At 70.7% G+C, this 16,889-nt stretch carries 11 protein-coding genes and 7 pseudogenes; 4 read left to right on the forward strand and 14 right to left on the reverse strand.

Annotated features, from left to right (window positions below):
• Positions 1–82: 82 nt before the first annotated feature.
• A pseudogene (locus C593_RS32140) lies at positions 83–592 on the reverse strand (Asp23/Gls24 family envelope stress response protein); the annotation flags it as partial.
• Between the two features lie 72 nt (positions 593–664).
• Between C593_RS32140 and C593_RS0127655 the strand changes: the two are divergent.
• Complete coding sequence (locus C593_RS0127655) at positions 665–1,102, forward strand: NfeD family protein (protein WP_018850576.1); 438 nt, start codon at positions 665–667, stop codon at positions 1,100–1,102.
• A gap of 108 nt (positions 1,103–1,210) precedes the next feature.
• Entirely contained in the window at positions 1,211–2,323 is a 1,113-nt protein-coding gene (locus C593_RS0127660; protein WP_018850577.1) for an SPFH domain-containing protein, read from the forward strand.
• A gap of 66 nt (positions 2,324–2,389) precedes the next feature.
• Here C593_RS0127660 and C593_RS0127665 read toward each other — a convergent pair whose 3' ends face one another.
• On the reverse strand, positions 2,390–3,028 hold the full coding sequence (locus C593_RS0127665; protein ID WP_018850578.1) for a DUF6082 family protein: 639 nt from the start codon (positions 3,026–3,028) through the stop codon (positions 2,390–2,392).
• Between the two features lie 124 nt (positions 3,029–3,152).
• On the opposite strand from C593_RS0127665, the gene C593_RS0127670 reads away from it, so the two are divergent.
• Positions 3,153–3,425 (forward strand): DUF3253 domain-containing protein, encoded by a 273-nt coding sequence (locus C593_RS0127670; RefSeq protein WP_018850579.1) that lies wholly within the window; start codon positions 3,153–3,155, stop codon positions 3,423–3,425.
• Between the two features lie 377 nt (positions 3,426–3,802).
• On the opposite strand, the pseudogene C593_RS30690 reads toward C593_RS0127670, so the two are convergent.
• The 9 genes and pseudogenes from C593_RS30690 to C593_RS0127710 all read right to left on the reverse strand — a co-directional run.
• Positions 3,803–4,743: pseudogene (locus tag C593_RS30690) on the reverse strand (IS701 family transposase); the annotation flags it as partial.
• Positions 4,744–4,764: 21 nt separating this feature from the next.
• Positions 4,765–5,679, reverse strand: a complete 915-nt coding sequence (locus C593_RS0127680) for a S41 family peptidase (RefSeq protein ID WP_018850580.1) — start codon at positions 5,677–5,679, stop codon at positions 4,765–4,767.
• A 361-nt stretch (positions 5,680–6,040) separates the two neighbouring features.
• Positions 6,041–6,250 (reverse strand): annotated as a pseudogene (locus tag C593_RS32145) (helix-turn-helix domain-containing protein); the annotation flags it as partial.
• 437 nt (positions 6,251–6,687) lie between these two features.
• Positions 6,688–7,866, reverse strand: coding sequence for a Cmx/CmrA family chloramphenicol efflux MFS transporter (locus tag C593_RS0127685; protein WP_026278135.1), 1,179 nt, complete (start codon positions 7,864–7,866; stop codon positions 6,688–6,690).
• A 476-nt stretch (positions 7,867–8,342) separates the two neighbouring features.
• Positions 8,343–8,795, reverse strand: a pseudogene (locus C593_RS30695) (ParB/RepB/Spo0J family partition protein); the annotation flags it as partial.
• Positions 8,791–9,037 (reverse strand): annotated as a pseudogene (locus C593_RS34010) (ParA family protein); the annotation flags it as partial. The pseudogenes C593_RS34010 and C593_RS30695, both read right to left, overlap by 5 nt.
• 223 nt (positions 9,038–9,260) lie before the next feature.
• Positions 9,261–10,502, reverse strand: coding sequence for an ATP-grasp domain-containing protein (locus C593_RS0127700; protein WP_018850583.1), 1,242 nt, complete (start codon positions 10,500–10,502; stop codon positions 9,261–9,263).
• A 52-nt stretch (positions 10,503–10,554) separates the two neighbouring features.
• A complete protein-coding gene (locus tag C593_RS0127705) occupies positions 10,555–11,859 on the reverse strand; it encodes an MDR family MFS transporter (RefSeq protein ID WP_018850584.1) in 1,305 nt (434 codons plus the stop codon).
• On the reverse strand, positions 11,856–13,481 hold the full coding sequence (locus C593_RS0127710; RefSeq protein ID WP_018850585.1) for an AMP-binding protein: 1,626 nt from the start codon (positions 13,479–13,481) through the stop codon (positions 11,856–11,858). The genes C593_RS0127705 and C593_RS0127710 overlap by 4 nt, the downstream gene beginning before the upstream one ends.
• 402 nt (positions 13,482–13,883) lie before the next feature.
• Here C593_RS0127710 and C593_RS34015 point away from each other — a divergent pair.
• A pseudogene (locus tag C593_RS34015) lies at positions 13,884–14,627 on the forward strand (condensation domain-containing protein); the annotation flags it as partial.
• 202 nt (positions 14,628–14,829) lie between these two features.
• On the opposite strand, the pseudogene C593_RS30700 reads toward C593_RS34015, so the two are convergent.
• From C593_RS30700 to C593_RS33150, 3 genes and pseudogenes are all read right to left on the reverse strand, one after another.
• Positions 14,830–15,753: pseudogene (locus C593_RS30700) on the reverse strand (response regulator); the annotation flags it as partial.
• Between the two features lie 126 nt (positions 15,754–15,879).
• Entirely contained in the window at positions 15,880–16,269 is a 390-nt protein-coding gene (locus C593_RS0127720) for a VOC family protein (RefSeq protein WP_018849372.1), read from the reverse strand.
• Positions 16,270–16,772: 503 nt separating this feature from the next.
• Positions 16,773–16,889 (reverse strand): acyl-CoA dehydrogenase (locus C593_RS33150; protein WP_158686867.1); only part of this gene is annotated, 117 nt, incomplete at its 5' end.

Genomic DNA, 16,889 nt, shown 5'->3' on the forward strand with positions numbered 1-16,889 from the left:
CGTCGGGGTCACCGGGGACATGGACGTCGCCGACGTCGATGTTCACCTCGACGACCTCCAGCCCGGTCATCCCCGACGGTGTCGATGATGTTGTCCCGCACCGCGCGGGCCGGCCGGGTATGACGGAGCCGTACTCGACGACGAATTGCAGATCGACGGCCGCCTGCTTCCGGCCGACCTCGACGGACACGCCCGGCCCGGGCCCGGCGGACGCCCCCAGAATGCGGCCCTTCACCGCGCCGAACGCTTGTGCCGCGCCGCCGCCCAGCGCGTGCACCCCGGATACCTCGCGGGCCGCGAGTCCGGCGATCTTCTGCACCACGACATCGGCGATCGTGGTGGTGCCGCGCTCCTGCTCGACGTCCCTGCCCTGCCCGCCGTCCCCGTACCGCTCCGCCGGAGCAGAATCGCGCCCGGCGCTCTTGCCCGTGTCCCCTGCGGAGAAGCGCCGCGAGGCCCCCGAAGGCCACCCCGTCTCCCGGAAGCCACGGCCCCGACTGCCGCACGGCACCCGGACCCCGCCCGCGTCGCCCAGGGGCTGGCCGTCACTCCGCGTCACATCGCGTGCGCCCGTGGAACACGACAGGCGCACGTATGTTCAGTCCGCTGCTCCGGCGGGTACCTTCAGAAGTGACCCCCTCCAGAGACCAGGGAGGGTGACCGCATGCCGTGGTTCATCTGGCTGCTCGCCGCCGCAGGTCTGGGCGTCGCGGAGTTCTTCACCCTGACGCTCGTCTTCGGGCTGCTCGCGGGTGCCGCCCTGGTCGCCGCCGTCGTCGCGGGTCTCGGCGTCGGATTCCTCGGACAGCTTGTGGCGCTCGGAGTGGCCGCGGCCGCGGGGTTCGTCCTCGTGCGGCCCGTCGCGCTGCGGCAGATGGCCCGCTCACCTCTCTCCCGCGAGGGCAGCGACGCGCTGGTCGGCAAGCCGGCGGAGGTCGTCCAAGAGGTCACCGCGACGCACGGCCTGGTCAAGCTCGCCGGCGAAGCATGGTCCGCCCGCGCCCTCGACGAGAGCCATGTGATCCCCGTGGGCACCCTCGTCGACGTCATGGAGATCGACGGCGCGACCGCCGTCGTCTACCCCCGCGAACTCCTACCGTGAAACAACCCGATGCCACGAAACGCCAGAACGCCATGAACGACCGAACGCCGAACGGCTGAACACACTCCGGCCGGACATTACCCGGCCGACCGCACCCAGGGAGGACATGTGGATCCGGTGGTCATCCCGATTCTCGTCGCGGCGATCGTTGTGGTCTTCCTCGTGGCCTCGGCGGTACGGATCGTCCCGCAGGCGCGGCGCTACAACATCGAGCGCTTCGGCCGCTATCACCGCACCCTGCAACCCGGCCTGAACCTCGTCGTGCCGGTCGCCGACCGCGTCAACACCAAACTCGACGTGCGCGAGCAGGTGTACTCCTCCGACCCCAAGCCGGTGATCACCGAGGACAACCTCGTCGTGAACATCGACACGGTCCTCTACTACCAGATCACCGACCCCCGGGCCGCGGCCTACGAGGTCGCCGACTACCTCCAGGCCATCGACCAGCTCACCGTGACCACGCTGCGCAACGTCATCGGCAGCATGGACCTCGAAGAGACCCTCACCTCGCGCGAGGAGATCAACACCCGCCTGCGCACGGTCCTCGACGACGCCACCGGCAAGTGGGGCATCCGTGTCAACCGCGTCGAGATCAAGGCCATCGACCCGCCGCACACCATCAAGGAGGCGATGGAGAAGCAGATGCGCGCCGAACGCGACAAGCGCGCGGCCATCCTCCACGCCGAGGGCGAGCGGCAGGCAAAGATCCTCACCGCGGAGGGCACGAAGCAGAAGGACATCCTTGAGGCGCAGGGCACCCAGCAGGCCATGATCCTCCGGGCGGACGGCGAGGCGAAAGCCGTGGAGCGCGTCTTCCAGGCCGTCCACCGCAACAACGCCGACCCGAAGGTCCTCGCCTACAAATACCTGGAGACCCTCCCGAGCATCGCGAGCAGCGACAACAACACCTTCTGGGTGATCCCGGGGGAGCTGACCGAGGCCGTCCGCACCGTGACCACCGCCTTCGGCAGCCAGTCGGCGACGGGCGCCCCGCCCGCCGCCGCGCAACCCGAGGCGGCAGCCGGCACGGACGACGCGTCCGACGACGCCGGAACAGCGGCGATCACCGCCGGATCGCCGCTGTCGCTGGACGCCGCCCTTGCCGCCGACCAGGTCGCGCAGGAAGCCGCGGCAGCCGTGAGCGACGCCAAGGCCGAAGCGGAGGCGGCCAGCTCGGGCTCACCCCAGGCCTCGGGCCGGCGCCAGCCCTCCGGGGACTGAGACCGGCCGGTCCGCCGTCCCTGCCCTCCGACCGACCGTCCGGCGCAATCAGCGGGACGGCCGGACCTACCCGGCTGGCGGCTGCCCCGGCATCGGCGGCCGTGCACGGAAGTAGGCGGTCGGCGCCACAGCCTCACCGGCCGCCACCGCGGCCTCGTAGCAGCGGTCCGCGGTCTGTGCGAATCGCCGCGTCCGCTTGTTCGTACCGGCCTCGGCGTGCCGCAGATAGTGCACCCGGGAGTTGCGCCAGTGATCACGTGCCGTCTGCCCCTGGAAGTGCACCTCGAAGGTCCTCGCCAACTGGGCGTCACTCATCAACCCGAAAACGTAGGTCTTCTCCCAGTCCTGGATGATCAGATTCGTGAACACCATGCGGCGCCAATCCTCTTGTGACACCGGCATCGTGGGCGGCTCCCAGCACGGCAGGAACTCCGTGTCCGACAACGACAGCAGCAGCAGCTCCCGGTGGGCGCTCCACGTGGTCTCCTCTGTCGCGATGCGGTTCTGCCGGGCTTGATGGGCCAGAGAGAGCGCCACACCCGCCAGGGCACCGGCCGAGAGGATCACCGACAGCGCACCGTACGCCTGACTGATCTGGCTGAGCCGCTCCCAGTCCGCGTCCTTCGGGCCCATGGCCTTCAGCAGGAACGGGGTCAGGAGGATCACCCCCAACGCCCCCAGCACGCCCGCCGCGACCCACGCCACTCTGCCCGCCGAAATCCTCATACGCCCCCACCCCGATGACCATCTGATCCGGCGACCTACCCACGCCCCGCGCACCTCACCCTCACGCGGAGCGAGGCCGCGCCGACGGTGGAACACTGGGAGTATGAGGGGCGGCGAGACCGGGACGGACCGGCATGTGGAGCAGACGATCCGCCAACTGCTGGAGCAGCGCGGCCCGTCCGGCACGATCTGCCCCTCCGACGCCGCCCGGGCGGTCTACCCGGGAGACGACGACGGCTGGCGCGCCCTGATGGAGCCCGTCCGCCGCGTAGCCCGGCACATGGTTGCGGCCGGCGAGGTGGAGATCACCCAGCGCGGCCGACCCGTCGATCCGGACGAGGCCCGCGGCCCGATCCGCATCCGCCGCGCCCGCTGACGGCCCAGGGCCCGCCGGGCCGGGCCGGCTCCATCAGGGTGGCGCGAGGCTCTGGCACGAAACCGGGAGAGGCTGGCCTCAGGCGGGATCGTCGTCCGCCGACTTCATTACGCCGTAATACGGCTTGGACTCCCCCGTCGTCAGCATGCTCGACTCCGCGAAGGCTGCCTCGCAGTCCGAGGCGCCGGCCTCGACGCACTGTCGACTGCTCCCGTGTCGACCTGCGCACTCTCACCGCGTACCGGCGGGCCGCGCCGTCTGATGATCACCGGGCGAGCATCCGTCGCGGCGTAATGAAACTAATGGCCGCCCGGCCAGTCAGCATGCCTCCGAGAACAGTTGGGCCGCCTCCTGTCAGGGGCTCAGCCGGGGAGGCATCACCGCGCACCACGGACCACGAGGGGACTGTAATCGTCCGATTGACAGACCCGGTGGTGTCTGCGCCAGATTGACCAGTGCAGCATCCTGGCAGCAGTCAGAGCCGGTGGGCCGAAGACGGTGACGAGTAGGTGCCGGATCTCCGGGACGGTCAAGGAGATCGGTTCGCTTCCGCGCACTGGGTGGTGCGGATCGGTGGGCCGCTTCGGCGCCGCGTCGGCGGCGAGAAAGACCAGGGCGAGCATGGCGAGTGTGATGTGGCGGTGCCATGAGGTCCAGTGCCTTACCTGGTAGTGGTCGAGTCCGACGTGGCTCTTGGCGGCCTGGAAGCATTCCTCGACGCTCCAGCGGACACCGGCGATGCGGGCGAGTTCCGCGAGGGTGGCTGGGGTAGGGGACCAGCACATGCAGAAGGCCAGTTCACCACTGGTGCGGTTGCGGCGGACGAGCAGGTGGCGGTGTTCGCCGGTGCCGATGTGGATCCAGCCCCAGTCGTAGCAGCGCGGGCCCTTCGCGCCGGGGCCTGCGCTGTGCAACTGCCAGGCGGTGGCGGGCAGACGGTCGGCGAGGGGGTCCGCGCGGACGGGGGTGCGGCCCTGGTTGATCCGCACCCTGGTCGAGCAGGCGACGGCCATCACGTGGCCGATGCCGGCCTCCTCCAGGCGGGCACGCAGCTGTGGGTCCTGCCCGTAGGCTCCGTCACCGGTCACCCACGCTGCCTGAACCCGGCGTCCAGCGCGGCGGCGATCATGTCATAGGCCAGGCGGGGCTTGGTCGCGAACTCGATCTCCTTGGGTATCCCGGCCGCTCGGCGGCGCTCGGGATCGGAGCACCAGGACTGCTCAGGCGGGTAGAGCCGGCGGTCGATCAACGCCCGTCCCCGGCCGGTGGCGTAGGCGAGGAAGACATTGACCTGGGAGTTCTCGATGCGTCCGGCAGATCGCGCCACCAGACTGGAGTACTAGGCGCAGGCGGGCTGCTCAGACAACCACTCAGTTGCCGCGTCCAGGACCGGGTCGCTGCTTCCCCCGCGCCCGAGGTTGTCGACGACCACTTCGTCAGGTGGGATCGGGCGGTCGTATGCACGCCCCGTGCGGTCGGCGTCCTCAACCTCGGTCAGGTTGAGGATCGCCCCGTCGGCCAGGCGATGCGACTTGTTGCCGGTGGGAACGCCAGTGGTGGCCTCGCCGAAGGACCGCGTCTCAGGGCGACCTCGGAAGGCCACGGCCACTGCCTCCCCGGAACTGGCGGTAGAACGGCTGGTGAGCACCGCAACGGGCGCTGAACCCCCGCCTACTGGAGAACTTGCCCCCCAGCCGGTCGATTCGCCGTCCAGTCGAGGGCTGCCCTCGTCGACGGACCACATCCTCTTCTTTCCGTCCGCATCGACGAACGATCCGACGTCGCCGTCCCCGAGGATCGGTCCCACCACAGCGAGCATCGGCCACATATTTCCACCGCGGTTGCGGCGGAGGTCGATCACCCAGCCGCAGGCATTCGGACGATTGGCTTTCGCCACAGCGTCTCGGCCTTCCCGCACGTACTCCTTGTAGATCTTCTCGGATCCTTGTACTCCGGGGAGGAACAGATACCCCAAACGTCCGTCCAACGCTCGCCCTTCAACAGGCTGGCGGACCTGATCATCGCCAGACAGCTCCTTCGCTCCTTTCGGGTCGTAGAAGCCGCTGTGGCCGTCTCCCAAACTGCTCAGAGCCGTCCTGATGGCCGGATACGTATCGGCAGAACGCTGCGCGTTACCCGCCTGCGTGAAGGCAGTTTGTCGCACGTCGGCCCAGTCGACGTCACCGCTGCGCAGCGCGTTCTCTTCCATGATAGTCAAGGCGGTGGACAGGTAGGACCGAGCCTCGTCGGACATTGCCGCCCCTGGAGGCGTGGAACCCCCACCGGAACACCCGGCGGCCCCAGCAGCGAGAACACACGCAAACCCCGCAACTGTGAAACGCAGCAAACGCCCTCGACCCATGAGTCCCCCAGACCTCGATCCTTCAGCGAGCACTCATTACGGCGTAATGAAGCGGCCGATGGCCGCGCCCGGCAGACAAGGTACAGTCGGTCGGCACCAGAGACGACGAGGGGCGGGCTTCATTACGGCGTAATGAAGCCCGCCCCTTCGTGGCGTCCGGGCGGTGTCAGGTCAGCAGCTTGGCGAGCGCCGCGCGGGCCCGTGCTTGGTCTGCCGCCGAAACGCTTCGATCAGGTCCCGCGATGTCCTCCGTCGTCCGGGCCGGGCTCGTTGCGGGCCGGGAGGAGTGATCGAGCAGCCCGTCCTCGCCGTGAATGCGCCAGCGGGCGTACCACTTGGCCAAGCAGCGCCGTGAGATGCCGCCCTCGGCCGCAACGTGCGCGATCGGACGTCCGGCGTCCACGCGTTCACAGAGCCGACGACGCCCTTCCGGCGTCAGCGGGGCGTTGGCGTGCCCCGCCACGTCGCCTCATCGAGATCCCGCTCCTGGGCGAATCCGGCAGGTCAGATCGGCGAGGGAGTCGCCCTCTCGTTTTCATCACGCCGTAATACCGCTCGGACTCCCCCGCCGCTGCGCTGCTTTACTCCGCGGCGGTCTTCCGCAGGCCGCAGGCCGCTGCCCTGGCCTGCCCGGAGCCGCGTCCGCGGGCCCGCCACCTGCTGCCGTCGGGGATCCGCCCTTCTTGACGTGCAGGTGGACCATGTGGCCCGGGCAGCGGGCCACGGACCCGTTTCGACGGGCGTCTGTTGGCCGAGCCGTCGGGGTCGAGGAACCGGCAATGGTTGATGCCCGGGCGCGCCAGCCACCGGCCTCGGCGGCGGCGTGCGCGATCGGCCGGGTGCGGCAGCGAGCCACGAGCCTTCGGCGTCCCTCGATGTTCAAAGGGGCGTTCGCGTGTGTCACTGGAGCACCTCGGTGCTCCGGCCGGCCGTGATGGTGGTGAGGAGGGGGAATGCGATAAGCAGCGCCACCGCGACGAGGAGTCCGCTTGCCCAGAGCGGCCCGAGGTCCCCGGCTTCGGTGCTGAGGGCGGCCGCAGCGATGACGGGGCCAACGGCGGCGCCCACGTTGAGCGCCGCGGTCGCATACGAGCCGGCCATGGTGGGGGCTCCCGCGGCCTCGTAGAGGACCCGCGTAATCAGCGTGCTGCCCAGCGCGAAGGACAGTGCGCCCTGCACGAACACGAGAATGAACAGGACGACCGGCTCGTTGGCCAGCATCGCCAGGGCCAGCCAGCCGATGAGCAGCAGCGGGCCGCCGACTGCGATGACTGGACCGGGACGCCGGTCGGACAGCCGGCCGGCGACGGTGACGCCCACGAAGGAGCCGGCGCCGAAGAGCACCAGGGCGACAGAGATCCACAAGTCGCCCAGTCCGGCGCTGTCGGTCACCACGGGGGCGAGGAAGGTGAGGCTTGCGAAGGTTGCCGCGTTCACGAGCGCGCCGAGCAGTATCACCAGAATCAACCGCGGCCGTGCGAGCTGGGCGAGCTCCGCTCGCAACGCCGGCCTGCCGGTCACCTCATCCGCACCACGCCCTGCTGGGATTCCCTTCAGGATGCCGAGAGCTGCCGGCAGGCAGAGAGCGGCGACAGCCCAGAACGTGGCCCGCCAGCCGAGGAACGTGCCGAGCACCGAGCCGCCAGGGACACCGGCGATCGTGGCCACCGTCGTGCCTGAGAGCAGCACGGCCAGCGCACGGCCCTTCTTGTCGGGTGAGACCAGCGTGGCGGCCGCCGTCAGAGCGACGGCGAGAAACCCCGCGTTCGCGAGCGCGGCGACGACCCGGGTGGCGAACAGGACAGGGAAGCTGGTGGTGACGGCGCCCACGGCGTGAGCTACTGCGAAAGCGAGGATGAACCCGAGAAGGCTGGAGCGCCTGGGCCAGTTGCGGGCAAGCGCGGCCACGAGTGGGGCACCGACGATCATGCCGACCGCGAAGGCCGAGGTGAGCGTTCCGGCTGCCCCGATCGTGACATCGAGGTCTGAGGCGATGTCCGGCAGGAGGCCGGCGAGCATGAATTCCGAGGTGCCCACGGCGAAAACCGCCATGGCAAGCAGGTACAGCGGGAGAGGCATCGAGTGGCTCCGAGGTAAGGAGAAGCACGAGAAGGTCATCTCGTCACCGCGGCCAGCCCCAAGGACCCACACTCGCCCGGCCGCAGAATGCGGCGGGACGACAGGGCTACGTGCTCAGTGGTTCAGGGGGCTGACGGCGTGACCGAAAGCCCCCACCTTGTCCGACTCAGGACTCGACATGGCCCGCACGGTACCTGACCGATGCCCGTCGCAGCATCTTTCTTTCACTGACATCGGCCTGCGTCACCAACGTCATGTCCCGCAACACCTAGCGACCACTCATTACGGCGTAATGAAGCCCGCCCCTTCGTGGCGTCCGGGCGGCGTCAGGTCAGCAGCTTGGCGAGCTCGGCCCGGTACTCCGGATCCGGGCTCGCACGGAGTTCCTCGGCGAAGGCCGCGGGGCCGCCGGCGAGTTCGACGTACCGGGCCAGGGCGGACTCTGCTCGGGCTCCTCAGCCGTCATGGTCGGCGCTGCGGTGGATGTTCGCGACGAGGGCCGACTCGAGAAGCTCTTCGGCGTTCGCGCCCAGGTCCTCGTCCAGGGTCACCTTGATGTCGGTCAGCCCGGCCTCCCGCGCGGCCGCGAGGCGGGAGTTGCCGTCGATGACGACGTACTTGGCACCCTCTTCGAGATCGCCCGCCCGCTCCGGGTTTGCTTCGAGGAACGCGAACCTGGACATGATCGTGACGGCCTGCTTCTGGCCGTGATCCCGCAGGCTCCCGGCAAGCTCCGACAGGTCCCCGAGTGAACTCCGCGGGTTCGCAGGATTCAAACTGATCACGCCGACCGGCAGTTTGACCGGGGGAGTGGCCCCCGCGGTCGGAGCACTCGTCGCGGCGTCGATCGCCTGCCGGCGCGCACTCACCGACTGAGCCGTCTGCGCGAACGACGCGCCGGTGCCGAGCCTGGACGCCTTGCTGCTCATGCGTCTGGGTCGTGAGCAGACCGTAGGCGTCGGTCGAGCTGTCCTCGGCCTGAACGACGACAAGGACACCGGAGTTGGCCGGCACCTCACCGTCGCGCCGCCGGCCGTAGTAAGCCGCGGCCTCCATGCTCAGCCCCAAGCTCGGCGGGCAAGTCGATGATGACGACGTCGTAGTCCGCCTCCAGCGGGGCGAGCGCCCGCTCCAGAGCCTCCCGGGCCCGCACACCGGAGAGCTTCACGTCCCCATCCGATCGCCCTACTGGGATCCGTCCAACGCATCACGCGGGACAAGAACGGTCGCCCCTACGCCACCTTCGTGGTCAACGTTCCCGCCGGCGACGAACGCTTCCACATCCTGGCCATGCGCATCTGGCTCGGCTCACCGAGACGCCCGGCGGCATCCGCGCGGAGCGCGATGGCGGGAGTCCGGTGAACCCTGACCGGGAAGGGCGAGCGGCGCGCTGCTCACGGTGACACCTCGACGGTGATGGCGTTCAGCGCCTCGGCCGCCGCCTTGTTGGCGGCCTCCGCGTTGTCACCGCGCACCATGAGATGGCCGACGCGCTGGAGGTTGTCGCGCGGGTCGCCGACCGGGTCACCGGGGTGTTTCAGGAGCCCGGTGCTCACGACGTGATCCCCTTGGGGGAGGCCCTCTGCCCGGGTGAGCGTGCCGGCACAAGGGGCGGTGATGAACCGGATGGCGGCGGCCCGTTCGTGCCGGGGGACGAGGTCGGGCCGCTCTCCCAGTGCGGTCAGCAGATACGCACGGGCCTGGTCGATGCCGGTGGCCTCGGCGATCAGTTTCATGATGCTGTCACCCGGCGGCCGGGCGCCCACCTCTATGACGCGCGGCCGGCCCCGGCTGTCCACCTTCACCTCGGTGTGGGCCACGCCGTCGCGCAGACCCAGCGCGGTGACTGCGTGTGTGGTGGCGGTGAGGACGGCCGCACGGACATCCGGGGGGAGCTGGGCCGGCACGGTGTGGCCGGTCTCGGCGCGGCTCGTGTCCCGCGTGGTGAACTTCTCGGTCACGGCCAGGTGGTGGACCTCGCCGCGCGTGAGGACCGTTTCGACGCTGAACTCTTCGCCGTCCACGTACTCCTGGCCCAGCAGCGTGGTGTCCAGCGGGATACCGTGCGACGGCTTGTGCGTCTCGCTCGCGGCCAGCCGCGCGGCGGCCGGGAGGTCCTCGGCGGAGCTGACGACGGTGACGCCGATCGAGGCGGCGTTCTCGGCGGGCTTGACCACGAGCGGGAAACCGATGCCGGCCGCTTCGGCGCGACGCGCGAGGGTGTGGTGATCGGCAGCGGTGACCGTGCGTGGGGCCGGGACGTCGTGGGCGGCGAACATCTCGGCCATGAGCCGCTTGTTGCGGCAGGCAGCCGCCCGGACCGGGTCATGACCGGGCAGGCCGAGCCGGGCAGCGAGGAGGGTCGCCACGGGGGAGAGGAACTCCCAGCAGGCGACGACTCCGTCGACGCGGTTCGCCCGGCAGAACGCGGTCAGGTCGTCGAGTGCGGCGGCGGGGTCACCGAAGTCGGTGAAGGCGACACCGCTGATCATTTCTTTGAGGTCGGGCCGGTAGTGCGTGGCGTAGACGTTCTCGTGCGTGGCGACGTACGCCTCGGCGCCCAGTGCGGCTGCCGCGCGCAGCAGGCCCTCGCCGGCCGCGACCCACGCTTCGAGCAGCAGGATCTTCTTCGTCATCCGTCTCTCCGTGGTGGCCGGGGCCCGGGCGGGTGGGACGGGCCGGCCGGGGTCATGCGGCGACCTTCGCGAAGTCGCCCTCGCGGCCGCGGACGGCCGGCGCGAGCGCCAACTGCGCCACCGCGGCCAGGACGCACAGGGCGGCACACGACAGCCAGAGCACGGGCGCGCCGATGACCAGCAGCCGGGTGCCGACGACGGGGGCGATGAGGAAGCCGGTGCCCCACGCCATGCCGAGAAGTCCGTTGTAGCGCCCGCGCAGATGGGCGGGAGCGAGGTCGGCGACGATGGACGCGGTGACCGCGAAGACGAGCACCTCACCCAGACTCCACACCGCGACCGCGACGCCGTACACCACCGTGCCGGACGCGATGGCCAGCAGCGCGTTGCCGCAGGCGGCGACGGTGAATCCGAAGGCGAGTACCCGGCTCCTGTCGAACGCGGCGAGCCGGTGGCCGATCAGTGGCTGTACGGCGATGACGACGATGCCGTTGACACCCATGACGGTGCCGTACGCCCCGCTGGACAGTCCGCTGCCGCTCATCGCCAGCGGAAGGGTGGCGAACGCCTGCTGGAACACGGTGGCGTACAGAACGACGACACCGGCGAACGCGAGCATCACCTTGTCGGCGAGGACGGCGCGATAGGTACCGTCTGGGCGGTCGCGGGCCGGCCGGTGCGTCTCCGGGACGGCGAACCAGACGAGCAGGCCGAAGACGGCGCAGGCCACCGCGTCGACCCAGAAGAGCAGGTGGAACCCGCGCGTCGCCAGGTATCCGCCCATCACCATGGCGGCGGAGAAGCCCAGGTTGACGGACCACAGCAGCAGCCCGAAGGCGCGCGTGCGGTCGGCGGACGGCACCGCGTCGGCGACCAGGGCCTGCGAGGCGGGCCGGAACAGATCGATCGTGACGCCGAGCGCGAAGCCGCAGGCGGCGATCGCGGGAAGGCTCTCGGCGTGCCCGAGGGCGAGCAGCACGGTGCCGTTGGCGATCATTCCGCCAGTGAGCGCGATCCTGCGGCCGAAGCGGTCGGTGATGACCCCGCCGAGCGGCTGGGAGATGACGGACCCGACGCCCACGGCCGCGAGGATCAGCCCCGTGGTGGCGATGGGCACGCCCCTGACCTCGGCGAGGTAGAGGCTCAGGAACGGGTTGACCATGGCGCCGAGCCGGTTGACCAGGGTGCCGCACCAGAGCACCCAGAAGGCTCCGGGCAGTCCGCCGACCCGGACGGCGACGTGGGCCCGCCACCGTGTCCGCCCACCGCCCGGTGCCGTACTGCTGCCCGGTTCCGCTTCCGGTTCGGTTCCCGGTTCCGGTGCCGGACCGGTGCCCGGGCGGTCGGTCGTGGTCATCGTTCTCCCCGGCGGGAGGCGGTAGTGGTGGCCGGAACCCGAGCCGGGCCGGGGGAGGGCGACGCGGCCAGCGCCGCCCGGTCGACCTTGCCGTTCGTGGTCGTGGGCAGTGTGTCGAGGAGCCGGATCTCCCCGGGGACCATGTAGGCAGGCAGGGTCCGTGCGCAGAAGTCCCGCAGATCGCCCGCCTGCGGGCGGGCGTCCCGGGCCGCGACGACGACGAAGGCGGCCAGCCGGCTGCCTCCGCCCGGCTCCGGCAGGGGGAGCGCGGCGGCCGCGGTGGCACCGGGGAACTCCAGCAGGCGGCGCTCCACCTCGCCCAGCTCGACGCGGTTGCCGTTGATCTGCACCTGGGAGTCGGTGCGCCCGCAGAAGTAGAACTCGCCCTTCTCGCCCTGGACCGCCAGGTCCCCGGTGCGCAGCACCAGTTGCCCGGACTGCGGGCACAGCGGGTCGGGGACGAGGGCGGCACGGGTCGCCCCGGGGTCGTCCCAGTAGCCGGAGAAGAGGGCGGGGCTGCGCAGGTGGATCTCTCCTGGAATTCCGGGGCGGTCGACCACCCGGCCGGACTCGTCCACGAGCAGCATCTCGGCGCCCGGGTGGGCCACGCCGATGGAGAGGCGCTCGACGTCCTCGGGAAGGGGGTCGGGGACGTCCTCGAAGGAGCAGGCCATGGACTCGGTGGCGCCGTAGCAGTTGACGATGCGCATCCCGGGCCGCAGCCGCTGTAGCCGGCGAAGCTCCGGCAGCGGGAACTCCTCACCGCAGAAGAGCACTCCGCGCAGGCGGTCGAGCTCCGCGAGGCGGTCCGGCTCGTGGCGCAGCACCTGCCGCCAGATCGACGGTACGCCGTTGACCTGGGTCGCCTCGGTGTCGCGCAGCACTCGCAGGAAGTGCCGGGGCCAGCGCACCAGGGCCTGTGGTACGGGGACGACGGCGGCGCCGCTGCCGAGAGCCAGGCCGATGTTGAGCAGCGAGAAGTCGAACTGGAGCGGAGAGGTGCTCGCGATCCGGTCACCGGGGCGCGCGATGTCGTGGGTGAGCATGCCCCGGTAGAAGGCGACGACGGCACGGTGACTCATCACCACGCCCTTGGGGCGGCCGGTGGTCCCGGAGGTGAAGATGATGTACGCGGGGTCGGTGACGCTGGGCGACCGGCGCGTGCGGGGCGCCGGGACCGGTGGTCGCTCCACGGTGATACCGCCGGGTCCGAACCGGGCGGTGGCCAGGTCGGGAGGCAGGTCCTCGCGCTTGCCGTCCCGGGGCTGGAGGTGCAGGGCGGGCCGTGCGGTCCCGATCAGGGGGAGCAGTCGGTCGCGCGGCGTCTCGGGGCTCACCGGTACGAAGGTGAGACCCGCGCGGGAGCAGGCGAGCAGCATCGCGATGGAGTCGGCGGTCGCCTCCGCCTCCAGCAGCACCCGGGAGCCCGTCTCCAGGTCCAGGGCCCGGAGTTCGCCGGCGTACCGAGCCACGCGGCTGCGAAGGCTGTCGTACGTGGTCACGATGACGCTTCCCGGCGGGCCGGGCTCCACGACCGCGGGGCTGTCGGGTACCCGGGCGAGCAGGAAGTCGTGCAGGAACTCGCCGGTGACTGAGGGCGCTGCGCCCGGTGGTTGCGTCACGTCCGTGTCCTTCTCCTGCGCTGTGGTTCGTCGTGTGTCGCCGGCAGCGGGGTCGTGCGTGGCGTGATGACGCGGAATTCCGTTCTGCGGAATACGAATTCCATCGCGGGAGTGAAATGTTTGCACACGCCGCCACTCGAAGGCCAGTCCCATTCGGTCGGCAGGGATCCCGCTCCGGGGTTTTCGCTCCCGTAGGGCCGGCGCGGGCCCGCGAGGGGTGGCCGACGTGCTGCGTGCCTCATGTTGGGCCGTGCGTCCGGGTGTTGAGCGTCACGCCGTCACCACGGCGACCCGGAACCGGGGTCGAGTCGGCCCTGGACAGGCTTCGGTGCCGTGTGGCAGCGAGATGATCTCGATGGAAATCGTATTCCGCATGGCGGAATTACTCTGACTGGAGTGTGAATGACCGAGGCGAACCCCCTGTCCCTAGGGCAGCTCTCGGTCTGGCACGACATCCGGGACCTGCGGCCCTCACGCCGGCACGAGCCCAACAACGCCGCGGTGTGGGCCCTTCCGCCCGGCACACGTGCGGAAGCGGTCAGCGCCGCCGTTCACGCGCTGGCACTGCGCCATCCCTCCCTGAGGACGCGCTACGTCCTCGAAGACCCGGACGAACCGCGCCAGTTGCCCCCGGATGAGCAAGTCCGCGCATCGGTCGACCTCGTCGACCTCACTGACCCCGGCCGCGACGGAGGACAGCGCCCTGCGGAGATCGCTCTCGCCCTGGCGGCGCGCCCCTTCGACCTGGGCCGCGAACACGGCTGGCGGGCCCGACTCCTGGCCCGTGACGGAGCGCTGTCACACCTGGTCTTCGTCAAACACCACATCGTCGCCGACGCCTGGGCCCAGGAGCAGCTGCACCAGGAAATCCTGCGGGAGATCACCGCTCCCGGGCGGCTCGGGCCACCACCACCGGGCCCCGCCGATCTGGCGGCGGACCAGCACTCTCCGGCCGGCCGGAGGCGGCAGCGGGCCGCGCTCGCCCACTGGGAGCACGTGCTCGCCGCCGCCCCGCCGACTACACTCCCGCATGACGCCGAAGCACCGGGCGCCGTCGTGCAGGGAACCCTGCGCTCCGCCCACGCCCGCGCCGCCGCCCGTACGATCGCCGCCCGTGAAGGCATCTCCCTCGCCGGGGTCGTCCTCGCTGCCTGCGCGGGGGCCGTCGCCCGCCGCTGCGACGCCGGCGGCACCGGAACCGGGGACAGCGACGACAACCGGCTGATGGTCCAGCTGATGAGCGCCAACCGGTTCACCCCTCGCCGGCGGGACGTCGTGACGTCCATGAACCAGTGGGTGCCCGCCCTGATCGAGGACACCGGTTCCCCCTTCGCCGACCTGGCCCGGGCCGCGCACGGTCGATCAGCTGGGCGCCGGACACCCCGTCGGGGAAGCCGAGGTAGTTCTCGATCCGGGAGCTCTGCCCGGCCTGCCCGCCCGTCGCCGACCGTTCGACGAGCACCGTGCGCAGCCCCTCGGACGCCCCGTACACGGCCGCACCGAGCCCGGCCGGGCCCCCGCCGATGACGACCAGGTCGTAGAACTCGGCCGCCGGTGTGGTGGCCAGCCCCACCTTCGCCGCGAGATCGGTGTCGCCGGGCTCCACCAGCGGGGTGCCGTCCGCGGTGACGACCAGCGGCAGCCGTTCCCCGTCCTGCCCGGCCGCGGCCAGCAGCCGCTGCCCCTCGGGCGAGTCGGACGCGTACCAGCGGTACGGCACCTGGTTGCGGGCCAGGAACTCCCGCACCCCCGAAGTGCGCGCCGACCAGCGGTGTCCGACCACCTTGCAGGTCGGAACGGGCCGGTGGTCGCCGGTCCGCCAGGCGGCGATGAGGTCGTCGAGGACCGGGTAGAGCTTCTCCTCCGGCGGGTCCCACGGTTTGAGGAGATAGTGGTCGAGGTCGATCACATTGATCGCGTCGATCGCCGCGCCGGTGTCCGCGTACGCCGTGAGCAGCGCCCGGCGCGCCCACGGGTACACGTCGAGCGCCTGTTCCAGGAACTCGATGCCGTTCATCTGCGGCATCCGGTAGTCGGCCAGGATCACCGCCACCTGGTCCCCGCGCAGCTTCAGCTCCCGCAGCGCGTCGAGCCCGGCCTCCCCCGACTCCGCCCGCACGATCCGGTGCGCCTCGCCGTACCGCCGCCGCAGATCACGGGCGACGGCACGGGACACCCCCGGATCGTCATCCACGGTCAGGATGACGGTCCGCGCCGAACCCGGCGGCTGTCCCGTACGCCTCCCACCCGGCGAACGGCCGGTGGCTGTCACACGCCCATCGTAGGGAGGAACGCGGCGGGGCGCGCTGCGGGCGGGAAGGGCCGGGGACCGTTGCCGGACGACGCGTTCACCAGGTGCGGCGGGAACACGGCACCGTTCCCCGGCCCCGCCTTCGCGCTACGCGGGCCGGCCGCCGTACGGCACCGTGATGAGTTCCAGCGCGTGCCCGGCCGGGTCCATGAAGTACACGCCCCGGCCGCCGTCGTTGTGGTTGATCGTGGCGGGCTGCGTGCGCCGCGGGTCGGCGTAGTGCTCGATGCCGCGCTCCCGGATCTGCGCGTACGCCGCGTCGAACTCCTCCTCGGAGACGAGGAAGGCGTAGTGCTGCGGGGTGATCGTGTCCGCGGGGACGGTGGCGAAGTCCAGGGTCACGCCGTTGCCGAGGGCGACGGCGATGAACGGGCCCCACTCGCCGGTGATGTCGAGGCCGAGCAGGGTCGCGAAGAACTCCGCGGATTCCCGGTTGTCACGGGAGTGAACGATGGTGTGGTTGAGATCGACTGACAAGGAATGCCTCCGAGGGCAACTCCCGGCACCTCCATGCCTCACCCGGCCGGTGACCGGCACGCGATGCCGCGGTGGATCATAGCCGGGGACCGGCCCGCCACGGGAGGGGGTTTGCGGCCCGCCCGCGTGCCCCCGTCTCTGCTGCTTCTGTGGTGTCGGGGTCGGGTCGGGTCGGTGGGGTTCTGTTTGCGGTGAGGGTCGGTACGGGGGTGTCGTTGGGGTGGTTTGGTGTGCTGGCCTGGGCTTGGATCGCTGGCCGGGTTGGGGGGTTGGTGCCTGGTCGGTCTGGGGTTTTTTCGGGTGGCGGGGTCCGGGTTTCCGGGGTGGGCGCGGCCCTGTGCCGTCTCCTGGGGGTTTGACGGCCGGTCGTCGGTCCGTGTGTTTCTTGTCCGGTCCTTTTGCCCGTCGGTCCGTGTGTTTCTTGTCCGGTCCTTTTGCCCGTCGGTCCGTGTGTTTCTTGTCCGGTCCTTTTGCCCGTCCGTGTGCCGGCTGCGGGGCGGGTGTCACGTCAGGAGGTCCGGGGCCCGTAGCAGTTCGGGTGGGATGTTCCAGGCGTCGACCAGGTCGACGGCCAGTGGCCGGACCTTGCGGCAGAGGTCGTTCACTTCCCGGCTGATGGC

The organism is Streptomyces sp. CNT372 (assembly GCF_000377145.1).

What these genes read in the sequence shown, in the direction of transcription:
- C593_RS0127680 (WP_018850580.1), bottom strand. Translation starts at nt 5,679, where the DNA reads ATGTCCGACGAGGCTCGGTCCTACCTGTCCACCGCCTTGACTATCATG.
- C593_RS0127670 (WP_018850579.1), top strand. Translation starts at nt 3,153, where the DNA reads ATGAGGGGCGGCGAGACCGGGACGGACCGGCATGTGGAGCAGACGATC.
- C593_RS0127685 (WP_026278135.1), bottom strand. Translation starts at nt 7,866, where the DNA reads ATGCCTCTCCCGCTGTACCTGCTTGCCATGGCGGTTTTCGCCGTGGGC.
- C593_RS0127655 (WP_018850576.1), top strand. Translation starts at nt 665, where the DNA reads ATGCCGTGGTTCATCTGGCTGCTCGCCGCCGCAGGTCTGGGCGTCGCG.
- C593_RS0127705 (WP_018850584.1), bottom strand. Translation starts at nt 11,859, where the DNA reads ATGACCACGACCGACCGCCCGGGCACCGGTCCGGCACCGGAACCGGGA.
- C593_RS0127700 (WP_018850583.1), bottom strand. Translation starts at nt 10,502, where the DNA reads ATGACGAAGAAGATCCTGCTGCTCGAAGCGTGGGTCGCGGCCGGCGAG.